24 protein-coding genes are annotated in these 21,629 nt (G+C 69.7%); 8 read left to right on the top strand and 16 right to left on the bottom strand.

Annotated features, from left to right (window positions below; translation table 11 throughout):
• Nucleotides 1–33: 33 nt before the first annotated feature.
• Nucleotides 34–378: an acyl-CoA thioesterase gene (locus ACVBD7_RS14030; RefSeq protein WP_458097704.1), complete on the top strand. Its 345-nt coding sequence runs from the start codon at nt 34–36 to the stop codon at nt 376–378.
• 65 nt (nt 379–443) lie between these two features.
• Here ACVBD7_RS14030 and ACVBD7_RS14035 read toward each other — a convergent pair whose 3' ends face one another.
• Nucleotides 444–1,946 carry a catalase gene (locus ACVBD7_RS14035; protein ID WP_458093851.1) on the bottom strand — a complete coding sequence of 501 codons (1,503 nt, stop codon included), beginning with the start codon at nt 1,944–1,946 and terminating at the stop codon, nt 444–446.
• Between the two features lie 236 nt (nt 1,947–2,182).
• On the opposite strand from ACVBD7_RS14035, the gene ACVBD7_RS14040 reads away from it, so the two are divergent.
• From ACVBD7_RS14040 to ACVBD7_RS14055, 4 genes are all read left to right on the top strand, one after another.
• Nucleotides 2,183–5,017, top strand: a complete 2,835-nt coding sequence (locus ACVBD7_RS14040; protein WP_458093852.1) for an ATP-dependent DNA helicase — start codon at nt 2,183–2,185, stop codon at nt 5,015–5,017.
• 50 nt (nt 5,018–5,067) lie between these two features.
• A complete protein-coding gene (locus ACVBD7_RS14045) occupies nt 5,068–5,505 on the top strand; it encodes a tellurite resistance TerB family protein (protein WP_458093853.1) in 438 nt (145 codons plus the stop codon).
• A gap of 77 nt (nt 5,506–5,582) precedes the next feature.
• Nucleotides 5,583–5,789: a hypothetical protein gene (locus ACVBD7_RS14050; protein ID WP_458093854.1), complete on the top strand. Its 207-nt coding sequence runs from the start codon at nt 5,583–5,585 to the stop codon at nt 5,787–5,789.
• Nucleotides 5,790–5,954: 165 nt separating this feature from the next.
• Nucleotides 5,955–6,449: a hypothetical protein gene (locus ACVBD7_RS14055; protein WP_458093855.1), complete on the top strand. Its 495-nt coding sequence runs from the start codon at nt 5,955–5,957 to the stop codon at nt 6,447–6,449.
• Between the two features lie 225 nt (nt 6,450–6,674).
• Here the strand turns inward: ACVBD7_RS14055 and ACVBD7_RS14060 are convergent, their stop codons facing one another.
• The 3 genes from ACVBD7_RS14060 to groES form a co-directional block, all read right to left on the bottom strand.
• Complete coding sequence (locus tag ACVBD7_RS14060) at nt 6,675–6,884, bottom strand: cold-shock protein (RefSeq protein WP_458093856.1); 210 nt, start codon at nt 6,882–6,884, stop codon at nt 6,675–6,677.
• A gap of 115 nt (nt 6,885–6,999) precedes the next feature.
• Nucleotides 7,000–8,646 carry a chaperonin GroEL gene (gene groL, locus ACVBD7_RS14065; protein ID WP_458093857.1) on the bottom strand — a complete coding sequence of 549 codons (1,647 nt, stop codon included), beginning with the start codon at nt 8,644–8,646 and terminating at the stop codon, nt 7,000–7,002.
• 53 nt (nt 8,647–8,699) lie between these two features.
• Nucleotides 8,700–8,999, bottom strand: coding sequence for a co-chaperone GroES (groES, locus tag ACVBD7_RS14070; protein ID WP_458093858.1), 300 nt, complete (start codon nt 8,997–8,999; stop codon nt 8,700–8,702).
• 263 nt (nt 9,000–9,262) lie between these two features.
• Between groES and ACVBD7_RS14075 the strand changes: the two genes are divergently transcribed.
• Entirely contained in the window at nt 9,263–9,538 is a 276-nt protein-coding gene (locus ACVBD7_RS14075) for an usg protein (protein WP_458093859.1), read from the top strand.
• Between the two features lie 30 nt (nt 9,539–9,568).
• On the opposite strand, the gene ACVBD7_RS14080 is transcribed toward ACVBD7_RS14075, so the two are convergent.
• From ACVBD7_RS14080 to ACVBD7_RS14090, 3 genes are read right to left on the bottom strand one after another with little or no spacing between them, the layout of a single operon-like run.
• Nucleotides 9,569–10,516: an AEC family transporter gene (locus ACVBD7_RS14080; protein WP_458093860.1), complete on the bottom strand. Its 948-nt coding sequence runs from the start codon at nt 10,514–10,516 to the stop codon at nt 9,569–9,571.
• 3 nt (nt 10,517–10,519) lie between these two features.
• A complete protein-coding gene (gmk, locus tag ACVBD7_RS14085; protein ID WP_458097705.1) occupies nt 10,520–11,146 on the bottom strand; it encodes a guanylate kinase in 627 nt (208 codons plus the stop codon).
• 5 nt (nt 11,147–11,151) lie between these two features.
• Nucleotides 11,152–12,045, bottom strand: a complete 894-nt coding sequence (locus ACVBD7_RS14090; protein ID WP_458093861.1) for a YicC/YloC family endoribonuclease — start codon at nt 12,043–12,045, stop codon at nt 11,152–11,154.
• 30 nt (nt 12,046–12,075) lie between these two features.
• Between ACVBD7_RS14090 and ACVBD7_RS14095 the strand changes: the two genes are divergently transcribed.
• Nucleotides 12,076–12,894 (top strand): SDR family NAD(P)-dependent oxidoreductase, encoded by an 819-nt coding sequence (locus ACVBD7_RS14095; RefSeq protein WP_458093862.1) that lies wholly within the window; start codon nt 12,076–12,078, stop codon nt 12,892–12,894.
• Here ACVBD7_RS14095 and ACVBD7_RS14100 read toward each other — a convergent pair.
• A complete protein-coding gene (locus tag ACVBD7_RS14100; RefSeq protein WP_458093863.1) occupies nt 12,827–13,651 on the bottom strand; it encodes a TerC family protein in 825 nt (274 codons plus the stop codon). The genes ACVBD7_RS14095 and ACVBD7_RS14100 overlap by 68 nt on opposite strands.
• A gap of 178 nt (nt 13,652–13,829) precedes the next feature.
• Between ACVBD7_RS14100 and rutA the strand changes: the two genes are divergently transcribed.
• Complete coding sequence (gene rutA / locus ACVBD7_RS14105; protein WP_458093864.1) at nt 13,830–14,915, top strand: pyrimidine utilization protein A; 1,086 nt, start codon at nt 13,830–13,832, stop codon at nt 14,913–14,915.
• Between the two features lie 3 nt (nt 14,916–14,918).
• On the opposite strand, the gene ACVBD7_RS14110 is transcribed toward rutA, so the two are convergent.
• From ACVBD7_RS14110 to ACVBD7_RS14145, 8 genes are all read right to left on the bottom strand, one after another.
• Nucleotides 14,919–15,824 (bottom strand): DMT family transporter, encoded by a 906-nt coding sequence (locus ACVBD7_RS14110; protein ID WP_458093865.1) that lies wholly within the window; start codon nt 15,822–15,824, stop codon nt 14,919–14,921.
• A 22-nt stretch (nt 15,825–15,846) separates the two neighbouring features.
• Nucleotides 15,847–16,866, bottom strand: a complete 1,020-nt coding sequence (gene mltG / locus ACVBD7_RS14115) for an endolytic transglycosylase MltG (protein WP_458093866.1) — start codon at nt 16,864–16,866, stop codon at nt 15,847–15,849.
• Between the two features lie 98 nt (nt 16,867–16,964).
• Nucleotides 16,965–18,203 (bottom strand): beta-ketoacyl-ACP synthase II, encoded by a 1,239-nt coding sequence (gene fabF, locus ACVBD7_RS14120; RefSeq protein ID WP_458097706.1) that lies wholly within the window; start codon nt 18,201–18,203, stop codon nt 16,965–16,967.
• 186 nt (nt 18,204–18,389) lie between these two features.
• Nucleotides 18,390–18,629: an acyl carrier protein gene (locus tag ACVBD7_RS14125; protein WP_458093867.1), complete on the bottom strand. Its 240-nt coding sequence runs from the start codon at nt 18,627–18,629 to the stop codon at nt 18,390–18,392.
• Between the two features lie 183 nt (nt 18,630–18,812).
• On the bottom strand, nt 18,813–19,550 hold the full coding sequence (gene fabG / locus ACVBD7_RS14130) for a 3-oxoacyl-[acyl-carrier-protein] reductase (protein ID WP_458093868.1): 738 nt from the start codon (nt 19,548–19,550) through the stop codon (nt 18,813–18,815).
• On the bottom strand, nt 19,550–19,996 hold the full coding sequence (locus ACVBD7_RS14135; RefSeq protein ID WP_458093869.1) for a GNAT family N-acetyltransferase: 447 nt from the start codon (nt 19,994–19,996) through the stop codon (nt 19,550–19,552). The genes fabG and ACVBD7_RS14135 overlap by 1 nt, the downstream gene beginning before the upstream one ends.
• On the bottom strand, nt 19,993–20,952 hold the full coding sequence (gene fabD / locus ACVBD7_RS14140; RefSeq protein ID WP_458093870.1) for an ACP S-malonyltransferase: 960 nt from the start codon (nt 20,950–20,952) through the stop codon (nt 19,993–19,995). Before fabD ends, ACVBD7_RS14135 begins: the two co-directional genes overlap by 4 nt.
• Nucleotides 20,953–21,204: 252 nt before the next feature.
• Nucleotides 21,205–21,480, bottom strand: a complete 276-nt coding sequence (locus tag ACVBD7_RS14145) for a hypothetical protein (RefSeq protein WP_458093871.1) — start codon at nt 21,478–21,480, stop codon at nt 21,205–21,207.
• Nucleotides 21,481–21,629: the final 149 nt, after the last annotated feature.

Consider the following 21,629-nt stretch of genomic DNA (forward strand, 5'->3'; position numbering starts at 1 on the left):
ATCCCCGGCGGCGCCCAGCTCCGCACCATCGCCATGCCGCGCGACACGAATGCCAGCGGCAGCATCTTCGGCGGCTGGACCCTCTCCCAGATGGACCTGGCCGGCGGAACCCTTGCCGCCGAGCGCGCCGGCGGCCCCGTGGCCACAGTCAGCATCGACGCGATGCGCTTCCTCCGCCCCGTCTCCGTCGGCGACGAGGTGAGTTGCTACTGCATGATCGAGAAATCCGGCGAGACCTCGGTTGCCGTGAGGATCGGGACCTGGGCCCGCCCGCGCGGCGGAAAGCCGCCGGAGAAGGTCACCGAAGGCCTTTTCACCTATGTCGCCCTCGGCGAGGACGGCCACCCGCGCCCCCTCCCGCCCGAGAACGCCGCGTGACGCAGAAAGGGGTGGGAGGCCCAAGCCCCCGGCCCCTTTCATGGTGCCCCGCTTGGGACGCCTCCTTACTCCGCCGCCTCTTGCCGCACCGGCACCGCGATGCCCAACCCTTCGGCAACCCGCGCGCCGTACTCGCGATCCGCCTGCATGAAGTAGCAGACCATCTTCTCCCGGATCACCGGCGCGCATTCTGACAGCGCGCCGACAAGGTTACGGACCAGATCGTCTCGCTCGAACTCCGAGAAGCGGCGATACGCCTCGCCCGCCTGCTTGAAGTCGTTGGTGCGCTCCAGCTTCTGGCGCCCCACCTCTCCCTGCACGAAGACCCGCGGCGGCGGCCCGAGCCGCGGCTGCTCCACCAGACCGTTGAAGTTGGACGGCTCGTAGTTGACGTGGCGGTTCGTCCCCTGCTCCGCCCCGTCCACATGGTAGCTCATCTGCCCGCCGCGCTGGTTGATGGCATAGGGACATTTCGGCGCGTTGATCGGCAGCTGCAGGTAGTTGGGGCCCACGTGGTACCGCTGCGTGTCCGAATAGGCGAAGGTCCGCCCCTGCAGCATCTTGTCGTCCGAGAAGTCGATCCCGTCCACCAGCACGCCCGTGCCGAAGGCCACCTGCTCCACCTCATTGTGGTAGTCGGCAGGGTTCCGGTTCAGCTGGATGTGCCCGACATGCAGGAAGGGGAACTGCTCCTCCGGCCACAGCTTGGTAACTTCAAGCGGATCCCAGTCCAGTTCGGGATGCTCGTCGTCGCTCATCACCTGAATGAACATATCCCATTCCGGGAACTCGCCGCGCTCGATCGCGTCGCACAGGTCGCCAGTGGCGTGGTTGAAATCCATCGCCTGGATGGCCGAGGCCTGCTCGGCGGTCAGGTTCCGCACCCCCAGCCGCGGCTGGAAATGGAACTTGCACAGCACCGTCCCGCCCTCGGCATCCACCAGCTTGTAGGTGTTCACGCCCGAGCCCTGCATCTCGCGATAGGTGGCCGGAATGCCCCAGGGCGAGAACAGATGGGTGATCATATGCGTGGCTTCGGGCGTGCAGCTCACGAAGTCGAAGAACCGGTTCATCTGCTGCCGGTTGTGGACCGGGTCCGGCTTGAAGGCATGGACCATGTCCGGGAACTTCATCGCGTCACGGATGAAGAACACCTTCAGATTGTTGCCCACCAGGTCCCAGTTGCCGGTCTCGGTGTAGAACTTGATGGCGAAGCCCCGCGGATCCCGCAGCGTCTCCGGGCTGTGCCCGCCATGGATCACGGTGGAGAAGCGCAGGAAGATGTGCGTCTGCGTGCCGGGGGTGAACACCTTGGCGCGCGTGTACTTGGTGACGGGATCATCTCCCGCCTTGCCCGTCGGCACGAAGATGCCGTGCGCCGCCGCGCCGCGGGCATGCACCACCCGCTCCGGGATGCGCTCCCGGTCGAAATGCGACATCTTCTCCAAGAACTGATAGTCCTCCAGCACCAGCGGCCCACGCGAACCGACGCTGCGCGTGTTCTGGTTGTCGAAGACAGGATGGCCCTGGCGGGTGGTCAGCCCTACCCCTTTGGTCTGGTCCGACATCGTCTGTGCCTCCCGCAATGTCGTAGCAAGAGCGCGATGCTAGGGAGTTGATTCCCGGGCGTGAAATACAAATGCCCCATACGGTGGATAGGTTCGGACTATCGTTGGGGAGAGAACAACACCGCCTCGTCCTTCACCGACGCGCAGCCGCCGGACTGGACGGCACATCACCGATCCGCCTCCCCTCTGCCCTAACCGGGCTCCCCCAGGCGAACAAAGCGGGTATAGAGCCGCCGATGCCCCCGAATTTGGCTCCCGCTTCCGCCACCCCCCGCCTGTTACTGCCCGAGGCGCCCTCCCTGGTGGCCGGGATTGGCCGCGCCACCCTCCTCACCCCGGATGGCGAGATCGAGACCCTTCCCACCGGAACCCTCACCCGGCGTCTGGCTGATCTCCCGCCCCCGATCCTCGTCCACGCACCCGCCACCGCGCGCCGCCTGGGCCTAGTCCCCTTCCCGGTCGCCTACGACCTGCTCGAACTCTTCGCCTTTGTCCTTCCCGCCCAGCCCGCGGCCCCCACCCCGCGCGGCCTGGCCCTGGCGCTCGACCTGGACGCTCCGAAGGACGACGAGGCCGCTGCCATCCTGTTGTCAGAGATCGCGACCACCCTCCTCCGCCGTCTCGCCACCACCCGCCACGCGCTGCCGAACCGAGACGCCGCCCAGCTCGCCGCCCGGCTGCGTGACGCCAATGACTGGGTCTGGGCGCCCAGCATCCTCGCCGCGCTCGGCCAGCCCGAGGCCCGCGCCGCCAATGACGGCCTGAAGGTCTGGCGCCACCTGCCGGAATGGGAGGAGACCGCCCCTCCCACCCCGCCCGCCTCCATTCCCGTCGCCCCGCTGGAGGCCCGCAAGCGGCTTGCCGAGATCCTCGGCCAGGGCGCCGAGACCCGCCCCGCCCAGGCCGACTACGCCAGCGCCGCCAGCATGGCCTTCGCCCCACGCGAGGCCGAGGGCCAACCGCGTCTCGTCCTCGCCGAGGCCGGCACCGGCACGGGCAAGACCCTCGGCTACATCGCCCCCGCCTCGCTCTGGGCCGAGCGCAACGGCGCCCCCGTCTGGGTCAGCACCTACACGCGCAACCTGCAGCGTCAGATCGACCAGGAGCTGTTCCGCCTCTACCCCGACCCGGAGGAGCGCCGCCGCCACGTCGTCATCCGCAAGGGGCGCGAGAACTATCTCTGCCTCCTGAACCACGAGGAAGCAGTGAACGGCGCCATGCCCTCCCGCCTCCTCGCCCTCTCCCTGGTGTCGCGCTGGGCCGCCGCCACGAGGGACGGCGACATGCAGGGCGGCGACTTCCCGGGCTGGATCGCCGAGCTCTTCCCCTGGGGCCATGTCGCCGGCCTCACCGACCGCCGCGGAGAGTGCATCCACTCCGCTTGCCCGCACTGGCGCCGCTGCTTCGTGGAGCACTCCATCCGCCGCGCCCGCACCGCCCGCCTCGTCATCGCCAACCACGCCCTCGTCATGATCCAGGCCGCATTGGGCGGTGGCGAGGACAAGCCCGCCCTGCGCTACGTCTTCGATGAGGGCCACCACCTCTTCGACGCCGCAGACAGCGCCTTCTCCGCCGAGATATCCGGTGGCGAAATGGCCGAGCTCCGCCGCTGGCTCCTCGGTGCGGAGGGCGCCCGCGGCCGCGCCCGCGGCCTCCGCCGGCGCCTGGAGGAGATCACCACCGACCATCCCGCCCTTCTCCCCCTGGTGGAGGAAGCCCTGCGCCACGCGGGCAGCCTCCCCGGCCCCGGCTGGTCCTCCCGCCTCGGCGAGGCCGACGACCGCGACAGCTATGAGGGCGAGGACGATCTTCCCGGGCATCCTGCACACACCAACCCGGGAGAAGCCTTCCTCCGCACCGTCATCCTCCAGGTCTTTGCCCGCTCCGCCGAGGCGGATGCGGGCTACGACGCCGAATGCGATCTCCACCCCCTCAACCCCGGGGTCGGGGAGGCCGGCGCCGCGCTGGAAGAGGCCCTCTCTCTCATCGAAACCCCGCTCCGCGCTCTCCACGCCCGCATCACCGGCCTGCTTGAGGACCCCGACGAGGAACTCGAGACCGGCGACCGCATCCGCCTGGACACCGCCCGCCGCACTGTGGACCGGCGCGGCCTCCGCCCCCTCGGCGCCTGGCGGGCCATGCTCAAATCCCTGGCCCAGCGCCCTCCCGAGCCCGGCACCCGTCCCGCCAATGTGGACTGGCTCGCCATCACCCGCCGCGAGGGCCGGGTGATCGACGCCGCCCTGCACCGCCACTTCCTCGACCCCACCGAGCCCTTCTCAGCCATCGTCGCCGCCCCCGCCCATGGCCTGCTCATCACCTCCGCGACCCTCCGCGACAGCGGAGAGCCCGATGGCGAAGCCGCCTGGGAAGAGGCCGAGGCCCGCACCGGTGCTAACCACCTCCCCTCCCCGCCCATCCGCGCGGCGGTGCCGTCCCCCTTCGACTACCCGAACCAGACGCTCGCCATCGTGGTGACGGACGTCTCCCGGGACGGTCCCCAGGCCGCCATGGCCATGGAACAGCTCTTCCGCGCCTCGGGCGGCGGTGCCCTCGGCCTCTTCACCGCTATTCGCCGCCTGCGCGACGCCCATGCCCGCATGGCGCCCGGCCTGGAGGCTGCCGGCCTGCCCTTCTACGCCCAGCATGTGGACGCAATGGACAACTCCACCCTGGTGGACGTCTTCCGCGCCGAGGAGGATTCCTGCCTGCTGGGCACCGATGCCTTGCGGGACGGCGTGGACGTGCCCGGCCGCTCCCTCCGCCTCCTCGTCTTCGATCGCATCCCCTGGCCCCGCCCCACCATCCTGCACCGGGAGCGCCGCACCCACCTCTCCGGCGGGCGGCCCAAATCCTATGACGACGCCATCGCCCGCCACCGCCTGCGCCAGGCCTTCGGCCGCCTGATCCGCCGCGCCGACGACCGCGGCGTCTTCGTCCTGCTGGACGCCCGCGCGCCCACCCGCCTCCTCGCCGGCCTGCCCGAAGGCGTCATCCCCCGTCGCATGGGCCTGGCCGAGGCCGTGCGGGAAACGCGGCGCTTCCTGAATGGTGATCAGCCCGCCGATTGACGCGCCGCGGCCGGCGGGCGAACCCTTCCCCCAAGATGGATACGCACATCATGGACGGCTCAGCCCCCACCCCCCTGCCCACGCGCTTCACCGCGCAGGAAGCCCTGGTCTGCGCCATGGTGCTGATGGGCGTCAGTGACCGCGGCATGACCGATGCCGAACTCGCCGCCATGTCCCGCCTGGTGCGGGAACTGCCGGTCTTCGGGGATTTCCACGCCAGCGAGATCGACACCGTCACCGAGATCGTCCTCGCCCTGCTCGACGAGGCCGACGGCCTGGACCGCGCCGCCGAGATGATCCGCGACGCCCTGCCCCAGCGCCTGCGCGAAACGGCCTATCTCCTGGCCTGCGAGATCGCCGCCGCCGACGGTGACGCCAGCCAGGATGAGCTCCGCTTCCTGCAGGATTTTCGAATCACCCTCGACCTCGACCGCCTTATCGCCGGCGCGATCGAGCGGGCCGCCAAGGCGCGTTTCCAGATCATCTGACCTCCCCGGCTCCGGCCGGAGGACGTTCCTTAGCGCAGGCTAATGCGCAGGCCGCGGAAAGCGCACAACCCTGGTGGATGACGCTCCGCCTTCCGCCTGGCCGGATCAGGGTAATCGCCACCCAGGAGGTGTTCGACCCTTCGGCCGGCCGCCGGGTGGCGGTTGTGCATTACGAGTCGGCAGCGGGCCCGCGCATGGTGACGATGTCCGTCGAGCGCTGCGCCGAGCTGGGCCTGTTCCAGGCGGCCCGGGAAGGAAGAGAGGCGTACTTGCCGGAGCGATAGCGCCTGACTTCCTCGCGCTTGGTCGCTCGCCCGCTTACCCCGCCCTCGTTCGGAAAAGGCGGCTCGCCGCCGCTTCGATCGAACCACCGTCGTCGCGCCGCTCTCGCGGGCAACAACCCCGCGGTAGCCGCGTTGCAGGCCATGACATCCCGAAGGGAGCATGATATGCCCGAGACGACGAACCAGTCCAACATCAAGGTCATCGCGACCTTCGCCACGCATGAGGACGCCGAGGCGGCCCTGCAGTACCTGAACGCCGATGCGATTCCGCGTGCCCAGATCACGCTGCACACCGCCGAGGTCTCCCAGCAGCCGCCCCAGGCCCCGAACGAGACCGACGGCCAGCTGCAGGAGGACGAGCACCGCAACCTCCGCACCATGGGTACCGGCCTCGCTGCCTCGGGCGCCGGGATGGCGGCGGCTGGTGCCGTGATCGCCACGGGCGGCGCGGCCCTTCCGGCCATCGCCGCGGCCGCGATCGCCGGCCTTGGCGCTGGTGCGGCCAGCGAGGGGGTCGCCTCCGCCGCGGCCCCCGACGTGAAGCCCGATTCCGAGAAGGCCGTCGTTTCCCTGGTGGTGGACGCCGCGAATGCCGATCAGGCCGAGCGCGCCAAGGGCGTACTCCGCAAGGTCTCCGCGCTGCGCGTCTGGGAGGAGTAACACCCCGCCTTGGCGGCTGGAGCGCGATCCACCGCTCCCCTAGCCGAAGGCGGCCAAGAAGGCGGCAGCTCCCCTGCGCCATGACCAGCCTCTCCGGCCCGCCGCCAGTGCGGGCCGGTGAAGCGTCTAGTGACCTGGATCGCCAGGATCTCTGAGGGCCTTTAAGGCCTTGAACCTGAATGCCGCGGATACGCTCGACGAACCTGAGCCTCGGCCGCCGCCGCTCTACCCCGGAATGATGCGCGTCACGATCGGCGCCGGCTTCTTCGGAAGCTGCTCGGCCTCATAGGCAATTTCCTCGCCCTTCTTCAGCTCCCGCCGTCCGGCCGCCTCCACCACTGTCTCATGCACCATCACATCCGGCCCGCCGTCATCCGGCCGGATGAAGCCATACCCCTTGTGGGGCTGGTACCAGACCACCGTGCCTGTCGGCATCGCGCCACCTCCGCGCTGTACAACCCACCCATCAACGAAGAAGGGGCGGCCCGTCGCCGGACCGCCCCCTCTCGTAACCGCTGACCCTGGGGACCGAAACCGATCCCCGCGGAAATCAGAAGTCCATGTCGCCCATGCCGCCCATGCCGCCGCCGGGGCCACCGGCCGGGGCCGACGCCTTGGACGGACGCTCGGCCACCATCGCCTCAGTGGTGATCAGCAGCGAGGCCACCGAAGCGGCATCCTGCAGCGCCGTGCGAACGACCTTGGTCGGGTCGATGATGCCGGCCTCGACGAGGTTCTTGTACTCGTCGGTCTGGGCGTCATAGCCGTACTCGTAGACGTCCGAGCGGAGCACCTCACCGGCGATCACCGCGCCGTCCTTGCCGGCGTTCTCGGCGATCTGCTTCAGCGGCACCGCGATGGCGCGCCGAACGATCTCGATCCCGACCTGCTCGTCGTTGTTCAGGCCCTTGAGCTCGGAAAGCTTCAGGCTGGCGCGCAGCAGGGCAACGCCACCACCGGGAACAATGCCTTCCTCGACCGCGGCGCGGGTCGCATGCAGCGCGTCGTCGACGCGATCCTTGCGCTCCTTCACCTCGACCTCGGACGAACCGCCGACGCGGATAACGGCAACGCCGCCAGCCAGCTTCGCCAGGCGCTCCTGCAGCTTCTCGCGGTCGTAGTCCGAGGAGGTCTCCTCGATCTGCGCCTTGATCTGCTCCACGCGGCCCTCGATGGCGGACTTCTCGCCGGCGCCGTCGATGATCGTGGTGTTCTCCTTCTCGATGCGAATGTTCTTCGCACGGCCGAGCTGGTTGAGCGTCACGGTCTCGAGCTTGATGCCGAGATCCTCGGAGATCACCTCACCACCCGTCAGGATGGCGATGTCCTCGAGCATCGCCTTGCGACGATCACCGAAGCCCGGGGCCTTCACGGCCGCGATCTTCAGGCCGCCACGCAGCTTGTTCACCACGAGCGTGGCCAGGGCCTCGCCCTCGATGTCCTCGGCCACGATCACCAGCGGACGCCCGGACTGCACGACGGCTTCCAGCAGCGGCAGCATCGGCTGCAGCTGGGAGAGCTTCTTCTCGTGGATCAGGATGTACGGGTTCTCGAGCTCGGCGATCATCTTCTCCGCATTCGTGATGAAATACGGGGAGACGTAGCCGCGGTCGAACTGCATGCCCTCGACGACGTCGAGCTCGGTCTGGATGGACTTGGCTTCCTCGACGGTGATGACACCCTCGTTGCCAACCTTCTCCATCGCCTCGGCGATCATCTGGCCGATCTCGGTCTCGCCATTGGCGGAGAGCGAACCAACCTGGGCGACCTCGGCGGAGGTCGTGATCTTGCGGGTCTTGCTCTGCAGGTCAGCGACAATCACGGCCACGGCCTTGTCGACGCCGCGCTTCAGGTCCATCGGGTTGAGGCCAGCGGCCACAGCCTTCGCACCCTCGCGGATGATGGCCTGGGCCAGCACGGTCGCGGTCGTGGTGCCGTCGCCGGCCAAGTCGTTCTGCTTCGAGGCCACTTCGCGCACCATCTGCGCGCCCATGTTCTCGAACTTGTCGGCCAGCTCGATCTCCTTGGCGACGGTCACGCCGTCCTTGGTGATCCGCGGCGCGCCGAAGCTCTTGTCGAGCACGACGTTGCGGCCCTTGGGGCCCAGCGTGACCTTCACGGCATCGGCCAGGATGTCCACGCCGCGCAGCATGCGCTCGCGGGCACTGGCGCCGAACTTGACGTCCTTCGCAGCCATCTGAATGTCCTTTCTTGTGTTGGGAAAGCGCCGATCAGCTCCTTACGGAGCGATCAGGCGGCCTTCTCCACGATGCCCATGATGTCGGACTCCTTCATGATCAGGAGCTCCTCACCATCGAGCTTGACTTCGGTGCCCGACCACTTGCCGAACAGGATCCGGTCGCCAGCCTTAACGTCGAGCGTCACGACCTGGCCGGCCTCGTTGCGCGCGCCGGCGCCGACGGAGACGACCTCACCCTCCTGGGGCTTCTCCTTGGCGGTGTCGGGGATGATGATCCCGCCGCTGGACTTCTCTTCGGCCGTCACGCGACGGACGAGAACGCGATCGTGCAGGGGACGAAACTTCGTCATGCGGTTCTCTCCTCAGTCTGATCTCTTGGGATGAACCCGGCCGGGAAGCCTGGGCCAGGGCCCCCGAGGGCCCGTTAGCACTTGCCCCCGGTGAGTGCCAGCGATCTAGGGGATCACCCCCCTTTCCGTCAAGTCCGGCAGCACTCGCGGAGCGAGAGTGCCAAAGCATTGATATGAAAAATTTATTGTCTTCCGCCTCTCATATCGCATGGCACCATCGGCCATGGGCGGCGCCGTTGCCGCCGGGTTGAGGAGGTAAGGGCATGCATCTCAGGGGCATCGAGCAGGTCGTCCGCATCCCCGAATGGCATCTGACCACCGCCGAGATTCTCTACCGGCTACCGGACCACCCCACCGTTCTTCAAAGCTTCATCTGGCAGAAGATCGACCGTGCCCCGAGCTTCCCGGAACTGCACGGCTTCCTGGACTTCTGGCGCCGCGACATCGAGGGAAAGCTCTACTCCGTCCGCGTCGCCTCCGCCGCCCTATGGCGCCCGGCCGAGTTCACCTATGCGGAAGGCGAGTTGCGCCTGCACTGAGTACGCACTCCCGTGGCGGCCCAACGGCCGTCACGGCCTCGCCACACCGAAGGTGGTGACCCATCCCAGCACCAGGGTCAGCGTCACCACCGAGATCATCGTGCCGAGCAGCACGGCGGCCCCCGACCGCTCCATGCCGATCGCGTAGCGGCGCGACATCAGGAAGGCGTTCGCCCCCGTCGGCATGGAAGCCAGGATCACCGCAACGGCCAGGTCCAGCGGCGGCAGCCCGGCCAGCCGCCCCAGCCCGAACACCAGCAGCGGCAGCACCAGCAGCTTGAAGAAGGTGATCACCAGCGCATCCACCCAGTCCCGCCGGATCTGGAAGTCCCGCAACGAGGCGCCGAGGCAGAAGAGCAGCAGCGGGCTCGTGCCCCCGCCCAGGATCTCCAGGAAGCGCTGCAGGAACAGCGGCGGCGCCGGCAGCAGGATCGCCCAGAGATTGCCCGCGACCACGGCCATTACGACAGGGTTCCGCACCACCGAGTGCAGCGTGGTCCGCAGCACCCGCATGGGCGAGGCGCCCGCCGACATCCCCATCTCTGCCACGATCGTCGTCAGCGGCAGCATCACCAGGGAGTACAGCCCGATGATCGCCGTGGCCGGCCCGATGCCGGAGGGGCCGAAGGTCGCCAGCACCACCGGCACGCCCATCATCAGCGTGTTTCCGAAGGAGCAGTTGAGGGCGAACAACCCCGATTCCGCCAGGTTCCGTCCCGCCACGAGCCGCGAGAGCAGCAGCGCCATGCCGAAGACGGTCAGCGCGCCAGCGAAGTAGGCCAGCTCCAGTCGCCCGCCATGCGCCGCCGCCCCGCCACTCGCCGCCGAGACGAACAGCAGCGCCGGCGCGCAGAGCCAGTAGGCGAAATCGTTGATCCCCTTCATCGCCTCGTCCGACAGCACCCGCCGGACGCCCGCCGCATAGCCCAGCGCGATCAGCAGGAAGACCGGCGCGACAAGGCCGAGAACCGCGATCACGCCCTACCCCATCTGCGCCACGAAATCCCCGAGCCAGGGATTGCGCGCCCGCGCCGTCCGCGCCGCGCGCAGGATGGCGCCCACCGTGTCCACCGTCTCGGTGAAATCGGCATTGACCAGCACGTGGTCGAATTCCTGCCAGTGGGAGGCATCCTCCCGCGCCTTGCCCATCCGGCGCAGGATCTCCTCCTCACTGTCCTGGCCCCGCGAGCGCAGCCGCCGCTCCAACTCGGGGATCGACGGCGGCATCAGGAACACCCCGACCACATCCCCGGGCATCGCGCGCTGCAGCAGCAGGTGCCCCTGCCAGTCCACGTCGAACAGCACGTCCCGCCCGGCGGCCAGCGCCTCCTCCACCGGGGCGCGCGGCGTGCCGTAGCGGCGGCCATAGACATGCGCGCTTTCCAGGAAGCGGCCCTCCGCCTCCATCCCCTCGAACTCCTCGCCGCTGTGGAAGAAGTAGTGCACCCCATGCACCTCCCCCGGCCGCGCCGCGCGGGTGGTGGCCGAAATGGAGAGCGACAGCTCCTCCTCCCGCGCCAGCAGCGCGCGCGAGACGCTCGTCTTCCCCGCCCCGGAAGGCGCCACCAGAACCAGGCAGAGTCCCCGTCGCCCCATGGGCCGCCGCATCGCGCTCATTCCACGTTCGCCGCCTGCTCGCGCAGCCGCTCGATGGCCGCCTTCAGATCGAGCGAGATCCGCGTCAGCGCCAGGCTCCCCGCCTTCGCACCCAGCGTGTTCGCCTCCCGCCCGAACTCCTGCGTCAGGAACTCCAGCTTCCGCCCGATCGGCGCCGCATCCACCAGCAAGGCGCGGGCCGCCTCCACATGCGCGCCCAGCCGGTCCAGCTCCTCCCGCACGTCGGAACGTGCGGCCAGCAGCGCCACCTCGGCTGCCAGCCGCTCCTCCGGCACCCGCCGCTCACCCTCCAGCAGCTCCGCCAGCACGCCGGCCAGCCGCGCCCGGTGCGCCTCGGGCTGCCGCGCCGCCTCTGCCACCGCCCGGCCGCGCAGCGCCTCGATCTCATCCATCAGCGTGGCCAGAATAGCGTGAAGCCGCGCTCCCTCCGCCGCCCGGGCTTCGAACAGCCCGTCCAACGCCTCTCGGAACCCCGCCGTCACGGCAGCCCGGCGCGCGGCCTCGGCCGCCTCGTCCGGCACCTCCACCTCGGTGCGCAGCACGCCCGGCAGCGCCAGAACCGCCTCCGGCCGAGGCGCGGCGGCGCCCGGCATCCGTGCTGACAACTCAGCCACCAGCGCCATCGCCCGTTCCAGCGCCGCCTGATCCAGCACCAGCCGCGGCGCCCGGTCCTCCCGCTTCACGGACAGGTTGGCGGAGATGTTCCCGCGGGAGAACCGGCCCGCCGCGGCCTCGCGCAGCGGCGCCTCCAGCGCGTCAAGCCCAGGCGTCAGGCGCAGCCGGACGTCCAGCCCCCGCCCGTTGACGCTGCGGAGCTCCCAGGTGAAGGGGGTGCCATCCGGCAGCGTGCCGGTGGTGCGTGAGAAGCCGGTCATGGATCGGATGGCCATGCGCGGCCTTCTGCGGCGGGAGAGAGCACGATGCAAGCAGGGGACGATGCCTGGCCCTGGCGCCGCGTGGCGATCACCGGCGCCTCCTCCGGCCTCGGCGCTGCCCTGGCCCGCAGCCTCGCCAGCCCCGGCCGCACGCTGCACCTATCCGGCCGGGACACCGCACGCCTTGCCATCACGGCCGCCGCCTGCCGCGCGGCCGGCGCCACCGTCACCGAGGTCGCTTTCGACGTGACCGATGCCCCGGCCGCCACTGCCTGGGTGCGCGCCGCCGGCGGCCTCGACCTCCTCATCTCCAATGCCGGCACATCCGCCGGCACCGGCGGCACGCGGGAAGGCACCGATCAGGTCGCCCGCATTTTCGCGGTGAACCTCACCGGCGCGCTCAATACCATCATGCCCGCGCTGGAGATGATGCACGCACAGCCGCCCGGGCCCGACGGCATCCGCGGGCGGGTGGCGGCCATCGCCTCTATCGCCGCCTTCACCGCCTCCCCCGGTGCGCCGGCCTACTGCGCCTCGAAGGCGGCGCTGCAGCGCTGGACGGAGGCGACCGACGCCACCGCCCGGCGCGACGGGATCCGCCTGCACGCCGTCTGCCCCGGCTTCGTCCGGACGCCGATGACGGCCCGCAACGCCTTTCCCATGCCCTTCCTGATGGAGCCGGAGGAGGCCGCGCGGCGGGCGCTGGCCGGAATCAGAAAGGGGAAGGCCCGCGTGGCCTTCCCCTTCCCACTCTACGCGATGGCGCGCCTGGCCGGCGCGCTGCCGGCCGCCCTGCTCAGCCGGATGCCGTCGAAGTCGGGCGCTGATGGGCCAGAACCTCCTCCGCCACCGCCTGCTGCGTGACGGAGGCCTCCCCCGGCGCGGCCAGCGTGGTGCTGGCGGGGGAGACGGTGCGCCGCGCCTCGCCGCGCCGCGCCCAGATGTTCAGTCCCTCCACGCCGGCCGCAAAGGCCATGGCGACGTACACGAAGCCCTTTGGCAGGTGGTAGCCCAGCCCCTCGCCGATCAGCACCATGCCGATCATCACGAGGAAGGCGAGCGCCAGCATCACCACGGTCGGGTTCTTCTCCATGAAGTCCGACAGGGCATCCATCGACACCAGCATGACGGTCACGGCGACGATGATGGCCACCGCGATCACCCACATGACGCTCGTCATGCCGATGGCGGCGAGGATGCTGTCGACCGAGAAGACCATATCGATGAGGATGATCTGGAACACGGTGGTGCCGAAGCTGGCGACCACCTGGTTCGCCGCCTTGGCATCGGCCTGGGACTGGGGGTCCACGCGGTGGTGGATCTCGATCACCGCCTTCACAATAAGGAAGACGCCACCCGCCAGCAGGATGAGGTCGCGACCCGAGAATTCATTTCCGAGGATCGTGAAGAGCGGCGCCGTCAGCGTGATGAGCCAGCCCACCCCGGCCAGCATGCCGAGCCGCATGACCACGGCCAGCCCGAGGCCGATCAACCGGGCCTTGCGCCGCTGCTCCACTGGGAGGCGGTTGGAGAGGATAGCGATGAAGACGAGGTTGTCGATCCCGAGGACCACCTCCATCCCGATCAGGGCGACAAGCGCGACGAGTACCTCGGCTTCCACGGGCAAACATGTCCTTTCTGTAATCTGACCGCATCTATGGGGATGCGGGCCAGCCTGCGGAAGGGCGTAGCCGGCCCGGGATGATCATTTCAGGCCAAAAACCGACCTCCGCCCGCCGGTGGAACGGGACTTGCTCGGCCAACCCGGTTCCGCTTCGCATCCAGGGAGCCATTACCGCATGGACGTCGGCGTCTTCATCCCGATCGGCAACAACGGGTGGCTCATCTCCACCAACGCGCCGCAGTACAAGCCGAGCTTCGACCTCAACAAGCAGGTCTCCCAGCGCGCCGAGCATTACGGGCTCGACTTCCTGCTCTCCATGATCAAGCTCCGCGGCTTCGGCGGGCAGACCGGCTTCTGGGACTACAACCTGGAATCCTTCACCCTCATGGCCGGCCTCGCCGCGGTCACCAGCCGCATCAAGCTCTTCGCGACCGCCGCCTCGCTCACCCTGCCGCCTGCAATCATGGCCCGCATGGCCGTCACGATCGATTCCATCGCTCCCGGCCGCTTCGGCGTGAACCTCATCACCGGCTGGCAGCGCCCGGAATACTCGCAGATGGGCCTCTGGCCCGGCGATGAGCACTTCGCCCGCCGCTACGACCACCTCTCGGAATACGCCACCATCCTCCGGGAGCTCTGGTCCAAGGGTCAGTCTGACTTCAAGGGCGACTACTTCCAGATGGACGACTGCCGCCTTCTTCCCATGCCGGAGAAGGGCATCGAGATCGTCTGCGCTGGCCAGAGCGCGGCCGGGCTCGACTTCATGGCCAAGCATGCGGACTACAATTTCTGCCTGGGCCAGGGAATCAACACCCCGAAGGCCCTCGCCCCCATGACCGCCCGCGTGCAGGACGCGGCGGCAACGACGGGCCGCAAGGTCGGCTCGCTCGCCCTCGTCATGCTCATCGCCGACGAGACGGACGAGGCCGCGATGGCGAAATGGAGCCACTACCAGGCCGGCGCGGACCGCGAGGCGATCGCCTGGATGGCCGGCCAGGCCGCCGCCGACACAAGCTCGGGCGCAGATACCAACACCAAGCAGTATGCGCTGCCCGAGGGAGCCATCAACCTGAACATGGGCACCCTCATTGGCTCCTACGCCAATGTCGCGCGCATGCTGGACGAGATGTCGGAGGTCTCCGGCCTCGCCGGCGTCCTCCTGACCTTCGACGACTTCCTCGATGGCATCGAAGCCTTTGGCCAGCGCATCCAGCCTCTGATGCGCTGCCGCCAGCACATCCAGGCCCTGGCCCCGGCCTGAACCCTAGGGCGACCGGCGCCCGCCGCCGGTCGCCAGCCAAACCCCGGCCAGCACCACCACCCCGCCCAGCAGCACCCGCGTCTCGGGAACCTCCCCCAGCAGCAGGGCCGCAAACACTGCCGCGAAGCCGGGCTGCAAGTACCCGGTCATCGCCGCATCCGTCGCCCGTGCCCGCTGCGCCAGCGACAAGAAGAGCGTCACCGGCAACGCCGAGCCGAACACCCCCGCCCAGGCCACCGCCGCCCAGACCTCCCAGGGCTGGTCGAAGCCGGCGACACTCTCGAAGGAGAGGCACATCGCCAGCGCCCCCAGCGCGCTGATCCCCTGCTGCCCCGCCGCCAGCTCCAGCGCCCCGCCCGGCCGCGTCCTCCGGACATAGACGGTGCCAACGGCATAGGAGAGCGCCACAACCAGCATCACCGAGCCGGCCAGCAGCCCCGCACCATCCCCCAGCATCGCCTTGGGCCCCAGGATGACGGCGATCCCCGCAAAGCCGAGCGCCAACCCCGCCAGGGTGCGCGGCCCCGGCCGCTCTCCGGGCAACACCAGAAACGCGAGCAGCGCCACGAACAGAGGCGTTGCCGACTGGACGAGCGACACCGTCGCTGCCGCCAGCGAGAGAAGCGCAAAGGCTGTCAGGCAGTTCGGCAGCCAGCCATTCGCCGTGCCGAGCACCAGTCCGGCGCGCCAGCTCCACCGCCCCTCCTTGCCGAAGGCCCCGGTCACCGAGGCGAACACGACCAGCACCGTTACCGCCACCGCCGCCCTGCCCGCGGAGAGCGCGAAGGGCGGCATCGAGCGCGCGGCCAGCCGCACCACGGGGAAGGCCGTGGACCACATCGCCGAAACCAGCAGCAGCCGCCACCAGAGCGGCCATCCCGAAAGCGGAGCGAGCGATGTCCCGCTCAAGCGACAGGCGCCGCGCGGCGTCTCACCGCGCAGGGGTCGGCGCAGGAGTCGGCGCGGCAGCCGGCGCCGCACTGGCCCGCCCGCGCTCCACCTCGCGCCAGCGCGCCACGTTCCGGTTGTGCTCATCCAGCGTGCGCGCAAAGGCATGGCCGCCCGAGCCATCCGCCACGAAGTACAGGAAGTCGGTCGCATCCGGCCGCGTCACCGCCCGCAGGGACTCCTTGCCCGGCGAGGCGATCGGCCCCGGCGTCAGCCCACGGTTGCGATAGGTGTTGAACGGGTGCTCGCGGTCCAGATCCGCCCGCGTCAGCCCCCGGTCCAGCACCCCCCCGTCCGCCGCGGCATAGGCCACCGTCGGGTCCGACTGCAGCGGCATTCCCCGCCGCAAACGGTTGATGAACACGGAAGCCACCCGCGGCCGCTCCGCCGCCACCGCCGTCTCACGCTCCACGATGCTGGCCAGCACCAGCGCCTCGCGCGCCGAGGAAATGGGCAGGTCCTGCGCCCGAGCCGCCCAGGCCTCGCGCAGCGCCTCGTCCATCGCGGCGCTGGCCCGGCGCACCAGGGCGGCGCGGCTGTCGCCCCATTGATAGGTATAGGTCTCGGGCAGGATGTCGCCCTCGTCGATGGGCGGGATCTCGCCTACCAGCCCCTCGGCGCGCTCGATCACGGCCACGATCTGCCGGGCCAGCAGCCCCTCGGGGATGGTCAGCCGCCGCTGCACGGGCCGCGCCGTCCGCAGCACGCCCAGCACGTCGCGCAGGGAAGCTCCGGCCGGGAAGGCGAACTCCCCCGCCCGCAGCGGCCCCTGCGTCCGCGTCGCCCAGGCGGCTGCCAGGAAGGCGCGCCCATCGGCCACGATCCCGGCCCCGACCAGCGAGGCCCCGATCGCCTCCATTCCGCCGCGGGGCACCACGAACTGCGCCGGGGCCGCTAGCGGCCCCGGCTGGTCATAGACCTGGCGCGCATAGAAAAAGGCGCCGCCCCCGGCCAAGCCGAGGATCAGCACCAGGATCAGCAGGAAGCGGATCGCGCGTCCCATGGCCGTGCGGTCCCTTTCAAGGCGGGGATCAGGCCCCCGGACGGGGTCTCACGCGCCCGGGCCCCATATCCCGGACGGCAAGCCCGAGGCAGAAAGCCTCAGGCAGCAGCCTTGAACAGGATGGAGGCGTTGGTGCCTCCGAACCCGAAGGAGTTCGACAGCGCGATGTCGATCTTCCGCGGCTGGGCCTCGTTCGCCACCCGATCGATTTCGGATGGGCGGGACGGCTCGTCCAGATTCAGCGTCGGCGGCGCGACGCCGTCGCGGATCGCCAGAAGGCAGAAGATCGCCTCCACCGCGCCGGCCGCGCCGAGCAGATGCCCGATCGCCGACTTGGTCGAGGACATGGCGACATTCTTCGCGTCCTCGGCGAAGAGCTTCTCCACCGCCTGCAGTTCCAGGTCGTCACCGAGCGGCGTGCTGGTGCCATGGGCGTTGATGTACTGGATGCTCTCGGTGCCGATGCCGGCCGAGCGCAGGCAGGCCTTCATGGCGCGATAGGCCCCCTCATGCCCCTCGGCCGGGGCGGTGATGTGATAGGCGTCGCCGGACATGCCGTAGCCGATCACCTCGCCATAGATCTTCGCGCCCCGGGCCTTGGCGTGCTCGTATTCCTCGAGCACCACCACCCCCGAGCCCTCGCCCATGACGAAGCCGTCGCGGTCCTTGTCCCAGGGGCGGGAGGCCTTGGCGGGCGTGTCGTTGAAAGCGGTGGAGAGGGCGCGGGAGGCAGCGAAACCCGCCATGCCGATCTCGGCCACCGCCGCCTCGGCGCCGCCGGCCACCATCACATCGGCATCGCCCAGCGCGATCAGCCGCGCGGCATCGCCCAGCGCGTGCACACCGGTCGCGCAGGCCGTCACCACCGAGTGGTTCGGTCCCTTGAAGCCGTATTTGATCGAAACATGGCCCGAGGCCAGGTTGATCAGGGCCGAGGGAATGAAGAACGGAGAGAGCCGGCGGTGCTTGCCCGTCGCGATCAGCTGCGACGCCTCATAGATCGTCTGGAGCCCGCCGATGCCGGAGCCGATCATCACGCCCGTGGCGTAACGGTCCTCCTCCGTTTCGGGAACCCAACCGGAGTCCTCGACCGCCTCGGTGGCCGCCACCAGCGCGAGCTGGATGAAGCGGTCCATCTTTTTCTGGTCCTTGACCGGGATCCACTCCGCCAGATCCAGCCCGCCATCGGCCCGCGTACCGTTCGGCACGACGCCCGCGATCTTGGCGGGGATGTTGGACACATCGAAGCCCTGGATGGCGCTGATGCCGGATTCCCCGGCCAGCATCCGCTTCCAGACATGTTCCACGCCAAGACCCAGCGGGCTGGCGATGCCCATGCCGGTGACGACGACGCGGCGCGGGGCCGTGAGCTGACCGAACACTCTCGCTTACTCCCTCCCGCGCCTCTCCCGGCTGGCATCCGGGCCGGGCGGCGGCCAGACCCGGCCCCCGCCCCACGCGTCATTTTTACGGACGGCAGGCCGGCCCAGGGGAACTACCCCAAGGGACGGCCTTGCAGCCATTCAGGCCGTCTTGTGCGCGTCGATGTAGGTAATCGCGTCGCCGACCGTCGTGATCTTCTCGGCGGCGTCGTCGGGGATTTCCACGCCGAAGGCCTCCTCGAACGCCATCACCAGCTCGACCGTGTCCAGGCTGTCGGCGCCCAGGTCGTCGATGAAGGAAGCCTCCGGCGTCACCTTGGCGTCCTCGACGCCGAGATGCTCGACCACGATCTTCTTCACCTTCTCGGCGGTTTCGCTCATCGCGCTTGCTCTCTCCTGATGGCGGCTGACCGCCGGAACCTGTTCTGGCCGCCGGGCCGCTTCGTAAAACGCAGCGGCCGGACGCAGGGCGCGGGCCTTAGCACGCCTGTTTCGCAGGGCCTAGACCGAAGGATGGGGCGCGGCAGGCGAGGATCAAGGACCGTTGTTCCCGCACCCCACCGCTCAGATCATCGCCATGCCGCCATTCACGTGCAGCGTCACCCCGGTGACCCAGGCCGCCTCATCGGAGGCCAGGTAGGTCACGGCGGCCGCGATATCCTCGGACGCCCCCATCTTCCCCATGGGGATCCGCCCCATCAGCGCGGCCTTTTGCGTGTCGTTCAGCGCGTCCGTCATGGCGGTCTTGATGAAGCCCGGCGCCACCACATTCACGGTCACGCCCCGCGGCGCCACCTCCTGGGCCAGCGCCTTGCTCATCCCGATCAGCCCGGCCTTGGCCGCGGCATAATTCGCCTGCCCCGGGTTGCCCGTGACACCGACGATGGAGGCGATGGAGACGATCCGCCCCGCCCGGCGCTTCATCATCCCGCGCAGGCAGGCCCGCGCCAGGCGGAAGGGGGCGGTCAGGTCAACCTCGATCACGTCGGACCAGTCCTTGTCGCCCATCCGCAGCGCCAGCCCGTCCCGCGTCAGCCCGGCATTGTTCACTAGGATGTCCAGCGCCCCGAACTCGGCCTCCACCTTCTCCACCAACGCGGCGGGGGCCACCGGGTCCGAAAGGTCAGCAGGCGCCACGAAGGCGCGCTCCCCCAGTTCCTCCGCCAGGGAAGCCAGCTCCGCCTCCCGCCGACCCGTCAGGGCCACCCGCGCCCCCTGGGCATGCAGCGCCCGGGCGATGGCCGCGCCGATTCCCCCGGTGGCGCCGGTGACGAGGGCGGACTTGCCGGTCAGATCGAACATCAGGGTGCCTCCAATGGGGCGCCATCGAGGCGCTTGGCGAGGGAGAAGCGGGTGTGGCCGGGCGGGCAGTCCCGCAGCTCTCCCACCACGGTGTAGCCCATGCGGGCGTAGAAGCCGGGGGCCTGGAAGGAATAGGTTTCTAGCCGCACGCCGATGCAGCCGCGCGCCATGGCCTCCCGCTCGGCCATGATGAGCATCTCCCTTCCCAGCCCGGCGCGGCGATGCGCCTCGGGGATGTGGAACAGCTCCACATAAAGCCAGCCGGAATAGCTGCGCCCGATCAGCCCGCCCAGCGCCGCCCCGTCCTCCGAGCGCAGCACCACGGCGAGCGGCGTGGAGTCAAAGGAGCCCGGGCCGGACTGCGCCTCGTTGAACAGCCGCAATCCGTCCCAGACCGCGTCCCGTGCCGCGGCGGTGTCCTCAAGGGTGATGCGGGTGCTGCTCATAGTGCCTTCAGCACCGCCTCGATCTCGGCAGGCGTGCCGCAGGTCATGGCCTTGGCGTCGGGCGCGTTCCGCTTCATCAGCCCGGTCAGCACCTTGCCCGCGCCCAGCTCGACGAAAGTGTCGCAACCCATCTCGGCCATGGCAGCCACGCATTCGCGCCAGCGCACCGTCCCCGTAACCTGGCGCACCAGCAGGTCGCGGATCGTGTCCGGATCGGTTGCCTTGGCGGCCGTTACATTCGCCACCAAGGGCACGACCGGCGCCCGGGGCGGATCGCTTTCCAGCGCCTCGGCCATCGCATCGGCCGCCGGCGCCATCAGGGAGGAGTGGAAGGGAGCCGAAACCGGAAGCAGCATCGCGCGCCTGACCCCTTCGGCCTTGGCGATCTCCACTGCCCGCTCCACGGCCGCCTTGTGGCCGGAGATCACCACCTGCCCGCCGCCATTGTCGTTCGCGGCCTCGACCACCTGGCGCTCGCCCGTCGCCGGGTCCTCCGCCGCGCGCTCGCAGATGGCGCGGGCCTGATCCATCTCGGCGCCCAGCAGCGCGGCCATGGCGCCCGTGCCCGCCGGCACCGCCGCCTGCATGGCATCCCCGCGCAGCCGCAGCAGCCGCGCCGCCTGCGGCACGTCGAAGGCCCCGGCCGCCGCGAGGGCACTGTACTCCCCGAGCGAATGCCCGGCGACCAGCGCGACCTTGGCCTTGATGTCGAACCCGCCCTCGGCCTCCAGCACCCGCAGCACCGCGAGGGAAACGGCCATCAGCGCCGGCTGCGCGTTCGCGGTCAGGGTCAGTTCCTCCGCCGGTCCCTCGAACATCAGGCGGGAGAGATGCTGCTTCAGCGTCTCGTCCACCGCCTCGAACACCTCCCGGGCGGGCGCGAAAGCAGCGGCAAGATCCCGGCCCATGCCGACAGCCTGACTGCCCTGGCCGGGAAAGACGAGCGCGAGGGCCATTGTGACGATTTCCTGCCTGTTCTGACCGGCCTGGGCGCCCCTGAAGCCGGGAAAACCCTGGGGACCGCTACCCCGCCGTGGCGCGGCGGGGTAGCGGCGCCGTCACCGCACTGTCAACAGGAGCGGGCAACAGGAGGAGGCACCTGGCCCGGCAAGCCCGCGGCGATGGCAATCAGAAAGGCCGCCGGCGATGGACGCCGACGGCCTGAGAGAACACCTGGGATCAGGTCCGGGCGCGTGGCCCGGCTAGGCTCAGTAGGGCCCGCGGGGCCCCCGGCCCGGGCCGACCCACACGCGGCGGCACTGCTCGCGCTGCACGCGGACGGGGCGGCCATAGCGGTCGCGCCGATGGATGATCACCGGGCGGCACCGCTGCGCCCAGCGAACCTCCTGCAGCATCCCGGCATCCGGGCCGATCGCGGCACCGATCATCGGGGCGGCGGAAGCCGGCGCCGCCTGCGCCGAGGAGAAGCCGCCGAGCCCGGCCGCCAGGCTGGCAACCAGGGCAATGCGCGATACCCAAGACATCAGCGTAACCTCCTTTTTCATGATGGCCGGCCCCACCGGGCCGACCTCCATCCTGCCGACCGGAAAGGCGGCCTGACGGCAACAACAAGGCATGTCGTGGCAACAAGTTGCCCATGGGGCGCGTCTCGCCGATCGCAATTGCGAGTCAC

Source organism: Roseomonas sp. WA12, assembly GCF_054165765.1.